Origin of the sequence: Paraburkholderia oxyphila NBRC 105797 (genome assembly GCF_000685075.1) — a bacterium.
In the GTDB taxonomy this organism is placed as follows: Bacteria; Pseudomonadota; Gammaproteobacteria; order Burkholderiales; family Burkholderiaceae; genus Paraburkholderia; species Paraburkholderia oxyphila.
On record NZ_BAYD01000058.1, the window covers coordinates 1 to 14,957 of the forward strand.

The following is a 14,957-nucleotide window of genomic DNA, read 5'->3' on the forward strand; positions in this document are numbered from 1 at the left end:
ATGGATTTGACCACCGCTTTGGGCGCCGCCGTTTTGCCTTTCGAGGTCGATTTCGCACTTGCCAAAACCGGTTGCGCTGGGGTCGATGGCGTGGAAACCCGGCTCGTTCGCGCAGCGGATTGCTTGCCTGCCCGTTTGCGTGCAACAGGTGGCGCGGTGAGCGGTTCGCTGCCGGTGTCGATCTCGATACCGAAGACGTCGCCCAGGGCCGCGGTGTCGAGGATCTTGCCCGGTGCTGGCGCGGCTCCCGCTGCGGACAAGCCGGCACCCGTGCTGTCAACGAGATCGGCGGCATCCACACCCCGGAGCGTGAAGAGCAACCCGGGCTGCTGGTCGAGCCGGGCACCGGCACCATACAGCACTGCGGCGACATGCTTGCACATCGACGCCCAGTCCGGGCAGCTGCAACCAAACCGGATATCCTTCGGTGACGGAAAGAGCCCCGTGCCCGGCTTGCAGATCCGTTCCATCACGGCGCCCGACAGCTTGCCCTGCAGCAGCTCGACCATGGAATCGATCGATGATGCACAGTCGGCGCTCAGCGCACGCCAGTGTGGATCGGGACACACCACGACATCGATCTGGACCGTATAGAGGCTCGATCCCATGACCTGGGCATGTATTTTTCCCGCCGTGATCTGCAGATCGATTACCGAACCGTTGCGCACGTAGGTGCGCCCGCGCGGCAGGCGATTGCCGTAGTCGCTGTAGCGCTCCAGATTATCGCACCACGCCTTGCCCCAGAAGGTTTTCGCGATGGCGCCGCGATACGGCGCGATCGGCGACAGCGTCCGGCCGGCCTTGATGGCTTTCGCGACCTGCTGTTCGGCTTTTCTCCGGCGCTCAGCCACCGGTACATAAGGTTTCCATCCACCGTTGTAACCCATTACATTCCCTTCGCGTGGTCAGGTTTCCTGCGCACGATGTATATCGAGCCTGACGAGATCGAGCAACTCCCGATCGCTCATTTCGGTCAGCAGCAGCTCCGCTCCGCCTTCGAGCACATCCTTCACCAGCTGCTGCTTTGTTTCAATCAGCTGGTCAATCCGGTCCTCGACCGTGCCCCGGCAAACAAATTTGTGTACCAGCACGTTCCTGCGCTGGCCAATGCGAAAGGCCCGGTCCGTTGCCTGATTCTCGACCGCGGGATTCCACCAGCGATCGAAGTGGATCACGTGAGAGGCGGCAGTGAGATTCAGCCCCGCTCCGCCCGCCTTGAGCGAGAGCACAAAAAACGGTACCGATTCATCGTCCTGGAACTGCCTGACCAGTTCGCGCCGTTTGCCTACGGGCGTTCCCCATGGAGAATCAGGCCTTCGCGGCCGAACAGCGATCCGAGGTACGCGGCAAGGGGCTCGGTGGTTTCCCGGAATTGCGTAAACACCAGCACCTTTTCCTGCTTCGCTGCGATCACGTCGACCAGTTCCTTCAGGCGGGCAAATTTGCCGCTGGCTTCCGGCTTCCACGCCGCGTCGCCCAGCCACTGGGACGGATGGTTGCAGATCTGCTTGAAGCGCATCAGGTAGCTTAATACGATCCCTTTGCGTTCAATACCCTCGGTCCCATCGAGCGCCGCCGCCAGGTCCTTGACCGCGCGCTCGTACAGGGCGGCCTGGAGGGGGCTCAGGTGGCACCACGCCTTGAGTTCGGTTTTTTCCGGGAGGTCCGTAATCACGCGGCGGTCGGTTTTCAGCCGGCGCAGAATGTACGGTCGCACAAGCGTGCGCAGCGGGCCGAAATGTTCGATTTTCGCCAGACGCCGGGTGAGACCGGCAAACTCCTTCGCCGAGCCCAACAGGCCTGGATGCGTGAAGTCAAAGATGGACCACAGATCCGACAGGCGATTTTCCACCGGGGTGCCCGTCAGGGCGATACGTGAGCGGGCCTGAAGCTTCTTGACCTGTTTTGTCTGCCGCGCGCCGGGATTCTTGATCGCCTGGGCCTCGTCGACAATCGCGAGGCGCCACTGGACCGTTTCCAGAACGGGCTGACGCAGCAGCGACCCGAAACTGGTGATGACGAGGTCTGTCTGCATGAGCCGCGCGCTGTCCAGGGCGCGCAGTTCGTCCGCCGACGTCATGGACGGGTGAGCCACCAGCACGCGCAGGCCCGGCGCGAAGCGTTCCGCTTCCGCGGCCCAGTTTGCCAGCAGGGACGCGGGGGCAACCAGCAGGCTCGGGCCCGGGCCGGCCGGATCGCGCTTGAGGATCAACAGCAGGGAGAGGACCTGCATCGTTTTTCCGAGGCCCATGTCGTCGGCCAGACACGCTCCCAGCCCGAGCTGGCTGAGCAGATAGAGCCACCGCACACCCGCCTGCTGGTAGGGCCGAAGCTGCGCCCTCAGGTCGGCGCCCGGATCGACCTGCGCCAGCCCTTCCGGCTGGCGCAACTGCCGGAGCGTCTCTGCCAGCCAGTCGCCTGCCACGACCTGTGCCCAGTCGCGGTCGTCGGCACCTTCAGCCTCATCACTGGACACGCCTGCCAGCAGACGCAAGGCGTCGTTCAACGGCAGCCCCGATTGCGCGGCCTGCTCCAGACCCTCAAAGCGCTGGAGCAGGCGGCCGAGCTTTTTCGTGTCCACCTCGATCCAGCGCCCGCGAATCCACTGCAGACCGTCGGCTCCCTTGAGCAGACTGCGGATCTCCGCGGGACTTAACGGTTCGCCATCGAGCGACACCTCCATCCTGAAGTCGAGCAGCGCCTGCCTGCCCAGTAGCGACGGAGGCTGCGTCCCGACGCTCGCCCTGACCGCGGGTCGCGCGGGGCGGCCGGTCGCCCAGGTCGCCGGTAGACGAACCATGATGCCGGCCGATTCCAGCGCCGGCAAATCGGAGAGAAGGCGCCAGGCATCGGCTGGCATCCAGCGCAACGGGTGGTAGATTTCGCGCGACTCGAGCATTGCACGCAGCCAGTCGCAATGTTCAGCGGCACGCTGAACCGGCATCAGGAGGGAGAGCAGCTGCGCCTTCTTGCGTGCCCCGGAAAATTCCTCAAGCGCCCGCGAAAGCGGTTGGTGCTGCGTCTTGCCGTGGGCCGACAGGCGCGCCGCATAGGTTGCCAAAAATGCGAAAGGCGCTTCGGGGTCCTTGCGGTTTTCCGCAAGATTGAAGTGCACACGACCCACAAGATTCCATGCCGGGTGACGCGACCTGAGAAATGCCTGAAGCGACTCCCCCGTGCCTGCCAGTTCGTCCCGCAAGGCGCGATCGATTTCGCCCCACAGGGCCGCCAGGACCTCCGGCGAGAGATATTCGCCGCCCGTCATGGGCGGCGCATCGTCGATCAGCCGGTCGAGGTCCGCCATGTCTGGATGGGCGACCGCGACTTCCCCGCCTTCTGGCGTGGTGCATACGGACGTGACATAGCGGGCACCCAGGTCGCGCCACCATGCCCATGCGGGCGGCAATGCACGCCCGATGGTCGCGCTTCCCAGATAGAGCAGCCCATGACCTGCGCCGCGCCTGAAGGCCGCGCCCAGTGCCACGTCATCGGGCAGGGCAGGCGCATCGGCGTCCGGCGCGGCAAGCAGGTGGCCTGCCGGGGTGATTTTAGGCGCGAGACGTTCGGTATCAGTCAAGGACATGGACAGTTGAGGGGAAAGTCCCGGGTTCGAATCCAGGCGGAAGACGGCCTCGCCTGGAGCTCACGAACACTGCGCCGCAGGAAACATTGCCGGTCCTGGCCAGGGGACGGCTTTTCCGCAGCACGTCGTATGGCATCGCCGCTCGAAGCTTGCGTCTGCGCGGCGCAATGTTTGCCCCCTGGCTGGGCCGTCCGGATTCTGGCCCAGGGCGAAATCGCATGCCAGAGCGCTCAGTGTTTTGACGCGGACGCCGGCCCAGTTCCGGTTACCGATGCAATGCCGTTCGTGTTGATCGTGTTCAATGCCTCGGCCAGCGCCGCCCCGTCGGTCGGGAACGGGTCGTCCCAGACCGTGGACGTCCCGGCCGCGTCGACGATTTCCAGCACCCAGCCGTCGCGACCGTGATTGTCGGCCCAATAGATATGCACATCGACAGACGTGCCGCCCTGCGTGATGCGCGTGGCCAGCGGGGACAACGCCAGCGGGTGAAACGCCTCGTCCGTCACCCGGCCAAGCGAATCGACAAGGAACCGGTCCTGGGACCCGCTCCCGTGCTGCGCGGCCGGATCCCCGCGCCCGGCCTGCCTGGCAGTCCTGCCTTTCTGCTCCTGGCCCGCCGGGACCATGCGCGGCCGCTCGCCCTGCTCCATCAGTTTGCGACGTTCCTCACACCCGTATCGATGGATATTGAGCGCGGAGGCCGCGAGCTGGAGTACGAACGACCGGCGTTGCTCAACCGTGTAGTCCCGCTGCGCCAGATCCCGGTATCCGGAGGCGGTGCCGAACAGCAGGATGATATTGAACCACTCGGGGTGTCGCTCAATCAGCGGCTCCCAGGCCGCCCGGTCGATGTCGATGCCCTTGCAATAGCCCTCGCACCATTTGTCGAGAACGGGAACCTCCCTGCCTTCCAGCGCGGTCGTGGGCAGCGGGGGTTCGAACAGATCGGGACAGTGATTCAGGGTATCGTTGATGTCGTTCCAGTACTGAATGATCAGTCCGGTGACCTTGCGTGCCCGACCGGCTGACAGGAACCGGGGTTGACGGGTTGCGTGCCTTGCATCCCAGATCCACGGAAGAATCGTGCCCGGCATGAGCATGTTCGGTCCGGAAATGACGGCGGTCAGAAAGCCGTGCAACATGACGCCATCCATCGCATCGTCGCACACGGCATTGCCCGAAAGGAATCGCTCGAGGAAATCAAGCTCTTCGTCCGTCAGCGGATCGTTGAGTTCGGGACTGGAATGATCGAAATTCATGGCAGGTCCATGGGTCAGGTGGTCGACCCGATGCGGATTGCCGGTGCACGCATTGCCGCCGATGTTCAGCGCAATGCCGCGTGTCCGGCAGGCATTCTGGCGGGCGTCAGGGTGTCGGCATTTTACCCGACGGGGCGGTGGGCAAACTGGACGCCGGGGCGGCAGGCGACGAACGTTTTTGCTGCCCTGTCGGCAGCCCTTCTGTGAGGGTGCGCCGATCACCATGGCAACGCCGGGGCCGGCGCGGAAATGGCACGGAAGCGGCACGCGCTGACGGGAACGCCTTCGCGCCGGCCACGCGTAGCTGATGCCCCAGGGCGCAGCCGTGCGAGAAGAACTGCGAGCTGTACGGGACCTGCTCACCCCGAACTCGAGATCATTCATCGCGGCAAGTACACGTCGCTGACCCGGCGACAACGGCGGTGGCTCAAACGTAGCCAGGCGGTGGACCAGCTCAGGTCGGACCACCGGATGGATCGTTGCTGGTTGCAAGGTCAATTGGACGACGCCCTGTATACGGTGCCCTGGGCCGCCGGCCATCACTTGCGCTGGCTGTTGTGGGCAATGGTTCGGCTGGGGCTGAAGGCCGTGCTTTCACGTGCGATGTTGCTGACGCTCCGGATTTCGTTTTCTGGAGGTCAAACACTTGCGCGCGTGCGCTACGCCTGCCCGCGCGTTCCGGGTGGGCTGGTGAATCTTGCAGGCTCGACGCGTTAGACTGGCAAATCTTTGTATCTTGATAGCCGGATGAAAGCCGATAAATCATATTAATTAGTTATGCGAATTTATATTCTTGAATGGAATCAAAGAAAATATGCCACGGACTAACATTGCTGGCGCGATACGGTATCCAGTTGCGTCAGGGATGATCTTGATGTCCAGTTCCCGGATGCGGCTTGCCGACGGCCTCATTGATCGGGGTGATGGCGCCGCAGCCTTGCTGTGGCGAGCTTCGCCTCCTTTCAAGACGTTTTGGGTGCCCAGCCCCACCCTGGGGACATCGGAGCCCGGACGGTTATGACCTACACTGGAAACTGGCCTTTCGCGTGCCTGAGGTTGCCTTGGCGCAATGCAAGGGCGCTGCCCCGATCGAAACAGGCGAACGCAAATGGCGCAGGCAGCGCATCGTCATCGACTGCCCAGGTTCATCCGGAACCAATGTTCAGGAAGGAGGCATCATGTTGCAAGCCGGTGAAATACAGACGCGCATTACTCATCTGCAACAAACCGTCAGCGAGGCATCACGGACCTGCCATGCCGATGCGACGATTCCAAAGAATTTGATGAAGTGGATGGACAGGCTCGATAACGAATGCAGATCCGCCAGGAAGGTCATGCTGTCCGAAGATCAGGGTCGAATCCGGCAGTGGGTCGATGATCTCGAACGATTGGGGGACCGTGCAGAACTCGCCTGCCAGCATGCCGACGGACTTGATACCAGGATCATGAATGCAGTCAGTTCGATGCATTCTGAACTCTCTGACCTGCAGCGACAACTGCACTGACATGCCGTGGCCCCGATCCAACCAGCCGGGGCCATTTGCCTGTGGCTCGTGGCGCAGTGAGCCGTCATCGGCCCTCAACGGGACATCGAAGCAGAACTGCGCCCCCGCGTGAGCCAGCGCTCGCTGACCTCATCGCGGGCGTCAGCACTGGCCAGGCCAGCCAGGCCACTTTGCTGCAAGGCCGTGCTGAGCGCCAGTCCGCACGCCGTGACGATCTGGTACCGTCTGATCGACATGTGCACGGCAGCTGCGCATCGATCCACGCGCGGTAGACGGCGGCAATCTCGCGGCCCTCGCGGTCGATCACGCGCGACGGCCACGCACCGTATGTCTCGCACGTCATGACGTAGCACACTCCGCGCCTGTCGGTGCGCGTCGTGAATACCGTCAGCAGTGCGGCCGGCATGCTTTTTCGTGACCGGCGTGGTCGCGATCATCGGCGCCAGCACGTCGGCCTGCAGGTCGTATTCCTTGCGAATCGCCCTGTCCTCCGGACCGGATACGTGCGCGCGGCGGATCATCATGGCGTACTGATCGCGCTCATTCAGACGTGCCGCACCGGGCCCGGGTAACGGGCGACCGATTCGTCATGGGTGAGCAGCGTGACGCCTTCGGCGATCGCCTGGGCGACCAGCAGCCGGTCGAACGGGTCGCGGTGGATCGGGGGCAGCCCTTCGAGGGCCATCACGTGCGTGCTGAGCACCGGCAATTCCTCATAGCCGTTGTCCAGCAGGTTGCGGCGCAGCACCCGCGGCTCGACCTGGAAATCGGCGCGGTTCAGGGCGCGTTTGATTGCGATTTCCCACAGGCTGGCGACGCTGAACTGCGGGGTATGGCCCGGGTCCCCGATCAGTTCGCGCGCCCCGGCCGACAGCTCCGCGGCGCCCGCGGCCGCCCACAGCAGCAGATGCGTATCGAGCAGCAGCTTCATGCGTCCTTGCCCTCGAACAGCCCGGCGATCTCATCGGCGCCCATCGTGTCGAAGTCGGCTGGAACCTGAATCTGGCCTGCCATGAAACCAATCCGCCGCTGCTGCGTGACGGCCGGCGCATTGAGGGGCACAACCTTCACGAGCGGCCTGCCGGCCTTCGCGATGATGAATGGTTCGCCGTCATGGACGGCTTCGTCGACCAGCCGGGAAAGCTGGGTCTTCGCCTCATGGATGTTGTAGGTGTGCATGTCGCGCCCAATGAACTTAGTTCAACGGGCTTAGTTTATATGACCACCGGTGGACTGTCGAGGGGATTCTCGTCCATGAAGCTCAACTTCAGGCGACCGGAGGGAAATTTGCACCCAGAAACGGGCCGCGTGTTGGCAGCCCCTGCGTCGTCCGAAGACAGCGTGGGTGGCTGGAAAACCCTTGTCTGCATGGCGCCGGCAAGCGGGATTGAAGAACGGGAAGCGATCTGGCCGTTAGTTGCATCCACCTGACGCCAGGGGCCTGCGCCCAATAATTGACATAACGCCGCATTATCGCATTTCGGATTGTAAAATTCGGCAGCTGCTCGCTCCGAACGGCAACCATATTCATAATATAAATCAATAGGTTGCGTCATTTATTCATGTGCTTTCTCATGATTCGCCTAGCATCCAGGCGTGCGTGAGGTACCCCGACCCGCGCACACGCTCAAAGCCCGCGCCCCCTGTGCGGGCGTTTTTTCGTCGCGCCAGACAATCACCGGTATCGCGGGGCGCTCCGGGGTCCCAGCGATCACGCCTGGACGGCGCGTTCGCACGTGCAGCCGCCCTTTTACGTTAGTGAGCACTTACCATGGCGGCGCATTCCACGCCTCCCCCCGGGGCCGCCAGTGCACCGCGGCATACGCCCAGGTTGGGGCGATCGGACAGACGGCCACACATCAATCACGGCGTTCCCGTGCGGACGCCGGATGAGCCCCTGCACGTCATACGAGCGATCGGGGAGACGGGCAAGGTGCACAGCTATGGTTCTTCAGGGGCCTTGTCGGCTGCGATGCCTGTACAGAAATCACTCCACAATCGAACAGCCACCCATCTCCGGACTGACCGCGGGCGCGGCGCATAAATCGGTGGTCATAGGCGCGCTCCCGATCGTCTCGACCACCGGCACGCCGTGATGCGTCCAGCTGTCCATTTTTCGGAGGAGCACGGTTGCCGCACTTGCTGTCAATCGAACTACATGCCCCCCCCTCACGGGCTTGAAACCCGTTTCAATCAAGGCGCGAGCGCGTCCCGGGTTCCATTTTTATGTCAATTCACGCATGCCATGCGCCGCCCGCGGCGTTGCTGGCGATGACTGCCGTTCACCGCGTTGAGCGTCGGCAGATACCGGCCGGGCTCGTCCAGGTACGCGTCGAGGCGATCCTGCATTTCCTGCAGGATGTGTGGGCGACCACCGCGCCGGGCGGCTTGATTGCCAGCCCGGTGCATTACGCCCGCGCGTGACTGTCCCTGCCCGGCATCGGGCGACAGCGTGGCGCAGGAGGCGGAAATGGGCTGCGGTCGATCGTGCCTCAATGAGTCGGCTTGCCGTCGTCGGAGAGTGTCGGCCAGTCCTGTGCCGGGCGTCCGGGTTGCGGCTGTGGACGAGGATCGGCGGACGGGCTGGCACCGGGCGTGCCGAGCACATCCTGCACCTGCTGGTCGACGCGCGCGTGGCGATACTGATCCATCGCCCGGTTCAGGCGCTCGTCACTGAACTGCACGCGTAGCCCGGCATCTACCGCCACCCTCGCGGCCGCCAACTGGTGCGCGTCGTCGCCGGTCAGTTCGAGCGTGCGGCCGAACTTGGCCTGCGCGAGGCGAAGCCCGGTCTCGATGGCGGCCTGGTCAACCTGCAGCACCTGCACGCTGGTGCCGCGATCACGAACGACGTCGCGGCCATCGTGCCGGTAGGTGACGTGGCCACGCTCATTGACCGACCACGACAGCCGGGGCGAGCGGAAAATGATCGCGTTGTACGCGTCGTGTCCATGTGGGCGCGGCGTGTTCGGCCGGATCACGTTGAACGCCCCGTCGCCGGCGTCGTCCTCGAGCGCAACGGCCAGCCGCTCCGGTCCCGCGGTGCGGCGCAGCTCCTCGAGCGCCCGCTCATCCCCCTGTCCGGCCCGCGTGCGCAGCCAGCCGGAAAAGCTCGGGCCGCCCGCAGATCCGAATTCGGCCTTGAGTGCCGCCCGCTCGCGCGCGATGGATTCGCGCAGCGCGTCCTCACGGCCAAGGCGATCGGCACGGGCGAGCGACGTCGCCGCACGCCGCCCGGCCGGCTTCAGACCCACGTCCTGCCTGATCGCCGCCCGTCTCGTTTCGAACGCGGCGCGGATCTCACCGCGGCGCTGCTGTTCGCTCGCGCGCTGTGCAAGCCACGCGTCGATGCGGGCCGCGACATGCGCTTCGCGCGCGACCGAATATTCACGCCAGAGTGCGGCACGCGGCAGCTCGCGCGGAGCCGGGACCAGCTCACCGGCCTGCTGTCGCTGCCAGACCTCGCGCAGCAGCGAAGCCGCCTCCCGCCACGGCAGATTCAGTTCCTTCGTGAGGAAGTCCGACACGTTGAGGTTGCGCGAGCCTGCGCGGATGCGATCGGCGCCGTCGCGGCCGGTGACAACCGGGTATTTCGCTGGCCTCACCCCGTGCGTGTGGGACAGCTCAGCCAACAGACGGCGGGCGTCGAGACCCCGGCGTAAATCATTAAATTCGGCATGCTGATTACTTTCCTCCTCGCGCTGTCGAATCTCGCGCGCCAGTTGCGACAGCACGTTGTCGGACACCCGTCCGGTGTGACGCGGTGTAGCAAACGCGGCGTCGCCAGCGCGCGAGCGGCGCGGCCGGTACGGTGGCGCGTCGTCTGTGAGCCCGGGCGGTGGCAGGTTGACCGGCCTGCCAGCCTCGAAATCGAACGGCACATCGATCGCGTCAAGCTGGTCCGCAAACGGATCGTGTCGCAGACCGGCAAACCAGCCAGGCGGCGACATACCGGCCGGTGCGTCTGTTGCCGGCGATCGCATCGGCGGCAGGCTGTTGAATGGATCGATGAGTGGATCGCCGAACGCGTAGTGCGCTTCAAGCGCACGGTGGTACGCATCCAGGTGGCCGGGAGGCGGGGCAAATGCAGGGGCAACTGCGGGGCCGCCTATTCGTTGCGCTGCAGGCTCTCCATGGCGATCTGCAGTCCATCGCAGGCGATCCGCGGATACGGCGCCGTCTGGCTCCAGCTGGTAAAGCGCATCACCCGGCAATAGCACTGCAGATCGATGTCCGATGCCGTCCACAGGGCGGCCGGACAGGTCTCGCAAAGCGTCGAAGGGTTCGGGCGACGGGTACGCCCAACCTGGGACAGGGTCAAACTCGGCATCGAGCCCGCCGTATCCATCGTCGACGCGTCCCGCGTTGTCGAGGTCGGGTTCGCGCGCCCCGGGCCCGTCGATTGCGTCGGGCGGCTTGGCGCCGAATTCAAATGCGCGTCCGGATCGTTGAAGATGTCCGTCGAGGCCTGGGAGGGAGTCGTCTGCTCGGTCATGATATGCCTTCAGATGTTGTGCGTAAAAACCGCGTTCAAGATCCGCGAGCATCAGCTCGCGGTCGTGGGGAGAGGATTCCTGGTAGCGCTGGTACTGACGGCTGCCGCTGTTGAGATACTTCACCTCGCGCGCGCGCCTCGCGTACCACTCGTTGAGTACGGCAGTGATGTGCCCCGGCGTGCGTCGCGGCGCAACACCCGCTTCGTAACGGTCGACGGCATCGGCCGAGAGCGCCTGCAGCTTTTCGGCGGTCGGCAATGCGATGAATTCAGGCGTGAACACGTATTCCTTGAGGTTCACGCCCTTGCCGGCGCCAGCGGGCTTCACGTTCGGATAGGCATTGTCGCGGCCGGCGTTGCGCATGCGTACGGCGCCGTGCTCCTGCAGAAGCGCCATGAAGTCGGCGTGGTTCTCGATCTGGCGATCGAGCACCGCGTCGAGGATCTGTTCCTTGAGCTCGCGGCTGTTCGCGCGGAACAGGTCGCCGCGGTAGCGGCTGATCATTTCCGACGCATCGGTAAGCAGCGTGCGCCGGTTGTCCTTTGGGCTCGCAAGCCCGTATTGCGCGTTCACGTGCTCCTGGAATGCGTCGATGAAGCTCAGGTTTGAACGCACGTAACCGAGCGGTTCAAGGTGCTTTTCAGCCAGCAGATTCCAGCGCGGAATGACGATATGGATATGCGGCTTGCGCTCGACCAGTTCACCGCTCGACTGGTCCACATAGCTCTTGATGCGGGGCAGGTGAGCTTCCGCATAGAAGCTGTATTCGTCCGGGCGGTATGCGTGCAGCGCGAACGCTTCGAAGTCGCGCACGATCTGGAACAGCGTCTGGCGATCGACGTGATCCTCCTTGAAGGAGAGCGTTATCGACAGGTAACGCTCGACACCTGGCGCGGCATTGATTGACTGGATCACCGCGTTGGTCAGGTCGAGATCGCCGGCGAGCACCACGCGCTCGTCGAGGTCGTCGCGATCGACGTCGCGGTCGACCTTGCGGCCGTCCTCGAGGTACTGCTTCACGCCGTCGTGGCGGCCGGACACCCTAATCAACACGGTGGAGATGCGCCTTCAGCAGTTGGGTGATCAACTCCAGCTCGTCGACCAGCGCAACGAAGGTGGATTCGGACAGCCTGCCGGACACGCGCGCGCTGTTCGCCACGTGCGCCAGCTGGTTGAGGTTGTTGCCGGTCCTGTTGATCACGTACATGATCCGCTGCCGCTCGAGCGTCGCCGGCGGTCGAGCGACGATCTGCGTGCGGTTCGTGAGGATGCAGTCGCGCAGGAACTCCGACGGGCTCATGCCCGAACGCTCGACCTTCTCATTGAAGATCCGCCACTGCTCGTCCGTCAGGCGCGTGCTGACCGGCTTGCCGAGTGCCGGGTGCGCTTTCCTCCGGCCGCGGCGTTTCTGTTCGGTCACGACATGGAGATCGTCAGCGCTCATGGCAGTTGCCGTCCGTGGCTGTCAATGGCGTGGAGTCAATGCCGGCTGCGATCTGCTGCAGCCGGCGCGGGCGGGTTTCAATGTGTCAGCGGGTCAGCAGGACACCGGTCAGGGTCCGTTCTGGACAGCGCCATATTTCGAGTTGACCGGCCCCTTCACGTCGCTGCCGACCGACTGGCACTGGTTCAGGAAATCGCCGCGCGCACTGGACGTGCCGCTCAGGTCGAAGTGCCCGTTGTGAAATTTCACGATGGAAAAGTACGAGGCCTCGTATTCGGCGCACGTCTTGCCACCGTTACCGCCCATGATCAAGCCGGCCAGACAGAGCACCGCGCCACACGCATCCTGGTTATCCCCGGCGCGTGCCGCCGGCGTGGCGAGTGCACAGGCCAGTGCTGCGCTGCTCAGCGCGGCCGCAATCGATCGTCGTTTCATGGGATGACTCCTGGCTAACTTCCGGTCAGTGAATGGGTGTTTCATCGCGGGTCTCCTCGAGACGGTGCGCATCCCAGTCTCCCTATCGATGCTCAGGGGAATCGTCCGGCACGTTTCCGATGAAGCGCTGGTACGCCGAGATCCAGTCATGCGCGATCATCGACTGCGCGTCGGCCAGCGGCAGCTTTCCGCGGCAGACCAGATGGTTGAATTCGTTTTCGAGCCGGTCTTTGGCATACGATCCCCATCCACCCATCACGTGGTGGGGTTCTGGCCACAGATTGCGGGGATCGGTCGGGGAGCCTCCCAGCTCCAGGCTCACGAGGTGGTCTTCCTCGTAGTCGCGCAGGCGGCGATCGCTGTACCCGTAGGCGGCGATCTGCTCGCGCTTGAGCCGTTCGGTATATTGCTCGTCGGGCCGGATGGTTCGCGTGTACCCTTTCAGGCAGATCGTCGAATGAATATTCGCCTGCGTCACATCGGGGTTGAGCGCGCCTGGCGTCATGCGTGGGTCCGGCTCGGCCTGCGACAGTGGGGCCACGACGCCGTATGCACCGTCCGCGTTTTCCACGCCGCCCGCATTGTGTGCGGTGCCGTGCAGGCCCCAGCTCCAGTCGAACGCCTGCGCGTGACCCCAGGTACACAGCAATCCGGCCGCGGTAAGCATGAGGGCGGAACCCTTTCGCATCATCGGTATTCTCCGGTTGGTTCGCAGTGCTTCGGGTTAATCGGCAGGGTTCACCATACCGAGACGCGGCTGCCCGGCCCGGGTGGTGCGGCGGGCTTTCGCGCGAGCACGCCACCAGCCCGGCATGTCCCGCTGGTATTCACTGTTCCGGCCGTCAGCCAGGCGCGAGCGCGCGGCAAAACACAGCATCGCAACCTTCTTCCAGCTCTCCTGCCTGCGTTCCATGATGTCGCTCTCCCTCAACCCCGAGAGATTCGGGTCGCCTGCGACCGGCTGTCCAGTTCGATGCTTCGCTAGATCAGCGTGTGTGCCAGACGCGCGACGATCCAGATAAGCGCGGCGCCTGCGCAGAATGCAATGCCCATGCGCGCGGCGATCGAGCCGGTTGCTGGCACCGAGGGCTTCGTGTTGACCGCGCGATCACGTGATTCAACGGCGACCCGCAGCCGCGCAAGCTCGTCCGACACGTCCGCGGTCGCGACGCGACGTGCCTGGTCGGCCGCCTTCGCAGCGATCTCGCCGATGAAGGCCTGACGCGACTGCGTGAGCAGCTTCGCCAGCTGCGCGTTCTCCTCGCGCAGGGCCTGCACCGTCGTGGTCAGTTTCTGGTCGGTGGACTCCATCAGCGCGACAACATGGTGCTGCGCGTCCACCACCTTCATCTGCTCGATCAGCATCTCCGCGAGCACGGCCAGCTCGTTGGACGCCGGCATCGTGGCGATCAGCTGGCCCAGGCGCTCCGACGCCTTGCCCGCGTGATCCGGTTGCGGCGTCGGCTCGTTCATGCATCGACTCCCGCCATCAGCGCGTTAAACGCCTGATCAAGCAGCGGCTCGATGGACAGCGCCTTGCGTTTGAGGCCGACCAGCCGCACGAGACGGTCCTTCTCCGGGGCGGTCGGGGCGTCGATCAGCTGCGCCTTGTAGTCCACCCCGTCGGTCGCGATATCGTGGATCGTGCGACCCGCCGCCGCTGCGAGCGTGAAGACGTCATTCTTCGGCACGAGCGCATCGTGGTTCAGCCAGAAGGAAGCGTCGTGCTCGTGCAGCTCAAACAACTGTCCGAAGAGCCGGCGCAGCGTCACCTCGCGCGCTTCGCTCTTCACCAGCTCGACCTTGTTCAGCAGCACGCGGATTCGTTTGGGATCCACTCCGAGGTCCGCGAGCAGGTTGATCGTCTTCATCGTGTCCTTCATCTGCTTGCTCTCCGGTTCGACCGGCACGATGAAGCACGTGTAATCCTCCTGCGCCCCTTCGGACGAGTCGAGGCGATTGAGATATTCCTCGACGTTCGACGCACCGATATCGACCAGCAGCGCCCGACCGAGCATCAACTCGCCGTGCAGTTCGTCAAAGCGGGCGGCAATCATCACCTCGACCCTGGAGCCCGCCGAGTCATCGGTATTGATCGACTCGACCTGGCGCACCGACATATGCGGCATCCGTGGCGCGAGCAGTTCGCGGGTCACGGTGGTCTTGCCGACGTTGCCGGAGCAGTTCACAATGGCAATACTCATTTCGTAATCCTCATAAACTGGAGTGGGCGAC

At 64.1% G+C, this 14,957-nt stretch carries 16 protein-coding genes and 1 pseudogene; 4 read left to right on the forward strand and 13 right to left on the reverse strand.

The window, feature by feature from the left end:
• From BO1_RS29705 to BO1_RS29715, 3 genes and pseudogenes are all read right to left on the reverse strand, one after another.
• On the reverse strand, nucleotides 1–887 hold an 887-nt coding region (locus BO1_RS29705; protein ID WP_028220713.1), incomplete at its 3' end, for an SWIM zinc finger family protein.
• An 18-nt stretch (nucleotides 888–905) separates the two neighbouring features.
• Nucleotides 906–3,583 (reverse strand): annotated as a pseudogene (locus BO1_RS53315) (DEAD/DEAH box helicase).
• A gap of 230 nt (nucleotides 3,584–3,813) precedes the next feature.
• Complete coding sequence (locus tag BO1_RS29715) at nucleotides 3,814–4,842, reverse strand: YecA/YgfB family protein (RefSeq protein WP_028220662.1); 1,029 nt, start codon at nucleotides 4,840–4,842, stop codon at nucleotides 3,814–3,816.
• Here BO1_RS29715 and BO1_RS59540 point away from each other — a divergent pair.
• Both BO1_RS59540 and BO1_RS29730 read left to right on the forward strand, forming a co-directional pair.
• On the forward strand, nucleotides 4,828–5,049 hold the full coding sequence (locus BO1_RS59540) for a hypothetical protein (RefSeq protein ID WP_156992452.1): 222 nt from the start codon (nucleotides 4,828–4,830) through the stop codon (nucleotides 5,047–5,049). The two genes, BO1_RS29715 and BO1_RS59540, sit on opposite strands and share 15 nt — an antisense overlap.
• Before the next feature lie 971 nt (nucleotides 5,050–6,020).
• On the forward strand, nucleotides 6,021–6,347 hold the full coding sequence (locus BO1_RS29730; RefSeq protein WP_028220665.1) for a hypothetical protein: 327 nt from the start codon (nucleotides 6,021–6,023) through the stop codon (nucleotides 6,345–6,347).
• Between the two features lie 74 nt (nucleotides 6,348–6,421).
• Here the strand turns inward: BO1_RS29730 and BO1_RS29735 are convergent, their stop codons facing one another.
• Genes BO1_RS29735 through BO1_RS29745 form a run of 3 tightly spaced genes read right to left on the reverse strand, consistent with a single transcriptional unit; the run spans nucleotide 6,422 to nucleotide 7,526 of the window.
• Nucleotides 6,422–6,871 carry a hypothetical protein gene (locus tag BO1_RS29735; RefSeq protein WP_028220666.1) on the reverse strand — a complete coding sequence of 150 codons (450 nt, stop codon included), beginning with the start codon at nucleotides 6,869–6,871 and terminating at the stop codon, nucleotides 6,422–6,424.
• 20 nt (nucleotides 6,872–6,891) lie between these two features.
• A complete protein-coding gene (locus tag BO1_RS29740) occupies nucleotides 6,892–7,278 on the reverse strand; it encodes a type II toxin-antitoxin system VapC family toxin (protein ID WP_028220667.1) in 387 nt (128 codons plus the stop codon).
• Nucleotides 7,275–7,526 carry a type II toxin-antitoxin system Phd/YefM family antitoxin gene (locus BO1_RS29745; RefSeq protein WP_028220668.1) on the reverse strand — a complete coding sequence of 84 codons (252 nt, stop codon included), beginning with the start codon at nucleotides 7,524–7,526 and terminating at the stop codon, nucleotides 7,275–7,277. Before BO1_RS29745 ends, BO1_RS29740 begins: the two co-directional genes overlap by 4 nt.
• 75 nt (nucleotides 7,527–7,601) lie before the next feature.
• Between BO1_RS29745 and BO1_RS59545 the strand changes: the two genes are divergently transcribed.
• On the forward strand, nucleotides 7,602–7,778 hold the full coding sequence (locus BO1_RS59545; protein ID WP_156992453.1) for a hypothetical protein: 177 nt from the start codon (nucleotides 7,602–7,604) through the stop codon (nucleotides 7,776–7,778).
• 840 nt (nucleotides 7,779–8,618) lie between these two features.
• Nucleotides 8,619–8,771, forward strand: coding sequence for a hypothetical protein (locus BO1_RS59550; RefSeq protein WP_156992454.1), 153 nt, complete (start codon nucleotides 8,619–8,621; stop codon nucleotides 8,769–8,771).
• Between the two features lie 68 nt (nucleotides 8,772–8,839).
• Here BO1_RS59550 and BO1_RS29755 read toward each other — a convergent pair whose 3' ends face one another.
• The 7 genes from BO1_RS29755 to stbB all read right to left on the reverse strand — a co-directional run bounded on the left by BO1_RS29755 (nucleotide 8,840) and on the right by stbB (nucleotide 14,926).
• Entirely contained in the window at nucleotides 8,840–11,863 is a 3,024-nt protein-coding gene (locus BO1_RS29755; protein ID WP_245643936.1) for an LPD7 domain-containing protein, read from the reverse strand.
• A 22-nt stretch (nucleotides 11,864–11,885) separates the two neighbouring features.
• On the reverse strand, nucleotides 11,886–12,287 hold the full coding sequence (locus BO1_RS29760; protein ID WP_043287176.1) for a plasmid mobilization protein: 402 nt from the start codon (nucleotides 12,285–12,287) through the stop codon (nucleotides 11,886–11,888).
• 108 nt (nucleotides 12,288–12,395) lie between these two features.
• Nucleotides 12,396–12,722, reverse strand: coding sequence for a TrbM/KikA/MpfK family conjugal transfer protein (locus BO1_RS29765; protein ID WP_028220671.1), 327 nt, complete (start codon nucleotides 12,720–12,722; stop codon nucleotides 12,396–12,398).
• Nucleotides 12,723–12,804: 82 nt separating this feature from the next.
• Nucleotides 12,805–13,413: a hypothetical protein gene (locus BO1_RS53320; RefSeq protein ID WP_245643937.1), complete on the reverse strand. Its 609-nt coding sequence runs from the start codon at nucleotides 13,411–13,413 to the stop codon at nucleotides 12,805–12,807.
• 33 nt (nucleotides 13,414–13,446) lie between these two features.
• Nucleotides 13,447–13,635, reverse strand: coding sequence for a hypothetical protein (locus BO1_RS29775; RefSeq protein WP_156992455.1), 189 nt, complete (start codon nucleotides 13,633–13,635; stop codon nucleotides 13,447–13,449).
• A gap of 68 nt (nucleotides 13,636–13,703) precedes the next feature.
• A complete protein-coding gene (locus tag BO1_RS29780) occupies nucleotides 13,704–14,195 on the reverse strand; it encodes a hypothetical protein (protein WP_028220673.1) in 492 nt (163 codons plus the stop codon).
• Nucleotides 14,192–14,926, reverse strand: coding sequence for a StbB family protein (stbB, locus tag BO1_RS29785; RefSeq protein WP_028220674.1), 735 nt, complete (start codon nucleotides 14,924–14,926; stop codon nucleotides 14,192–14,194). The genes BO1_RS29780 and stbB overlap by 4 nt, the downstream gene beginning before the upstream one ends.
• Between the last annotated feature and the right edge of the window lie 31 nt (nucleotides 14,927–14,957).

Excerpts from the sequence above, each read along its gene's own strand:
- BO1_RS29765 (WP_028220671.1), bottom strand. The coding sequence starts at position 12,722 with ATGAAACGACGATCGATTGCGGCCGCGCTGAGCAGCGCAGCACTGGCC.
- BO1_RS29775 (WP_156992455.1), bottom strand. The coding sequence starts at position 13,635 with ATGGAACGCAGGCAGGAGAGCTGGAAGAAGGTTGCGATGCTGTGTTTT.
- BO1_RS29760 (WP_043287176.1), bottom strand. The coding sequence starts at position 12,287 with ATGAGCGCTGACGATCTCCATGTCGTGACCGAACAGAAACGCCGCGGC.
- BO1_RS29715 (WP_028220662.1), bottom strand. The coding sequence starts at position 4,842 with ATGAATTTCGATCATTCCAGTCCCGAACTCAACGATCCGCTGACGGAC.
- BO1_RS29780 (WP_028220673.1), bottom strand. The coding sequence starts at position 14,195 with ATGAACGAGCCGACGCCGCAACCGGATCACGCGGGCAAGGCGTCGGAG.
- BO1_RS59545 (WP_156992453.1), top strand. The coding sequence starts at position 7,602 with ATGAAGCTCAACTTCAGGCGACCGGAGGGAAATTTGCACCCAGAAACG.
- BO1_RS29745 (WP_028220668.1), bottom strand. The coding sequence starts at position 7,526 with ATGCACACCTACAACATCCATGAGGCGAAGACCCAGCTTTCCCGGCTG.
- BO1_RS53320 (WP_245643937.1), bottom strand. The coding sequence starts at position 13,413 with ATGATGCGAAAGGGTTCCGCCCTCATGCTTACCGCGGCCGGATTGCTG.
- BO1_RS59550 (WP_156992454.1), top strand. The coding sequence starts at position 8,619 with ATGACTGCCGTTCACCGCGTTGAGCGTCGGCAGATACCGGCCGGGCTC.
- stbB (WP_028220674.1), bottom strand. The coding sequence starts at position 14,926 with ATGAGTATTGCCATTGTGAACTGCTCCGGCAACGTCGGCAAGACCACC.
- BO1_RS29735 (WP_028220666.1), bottom strand. The coding sequence starts at position 6,871 with ATGATGATCCGCCGCGCGCACGTATCCGGTCCGGAGGACAGGGCGATT.
- BO1_RS29740 (WP_028220667.1), bottom strand. The coding sequence starts at position 7,278 with ATGAAGCTGCTGCTCGATACGCATCTGCTGCTGTGGGCGGCCGCGGGC.
- BO1_RS29730 (WP_028220665.1), top strand. The coding sequence starts at position 6,021 with ATGTTGCAAGCCGGTGAAATACAGACGCGCATTACTCATCTGCAACAA.
- BO1_RS59540 (WP_156992452.1), top strand. The coding sequence starts at position 4,828 with ATGATCGAAATTCATGGCAGGTCCATGGGTCAGGTGGTCGACCCGATG.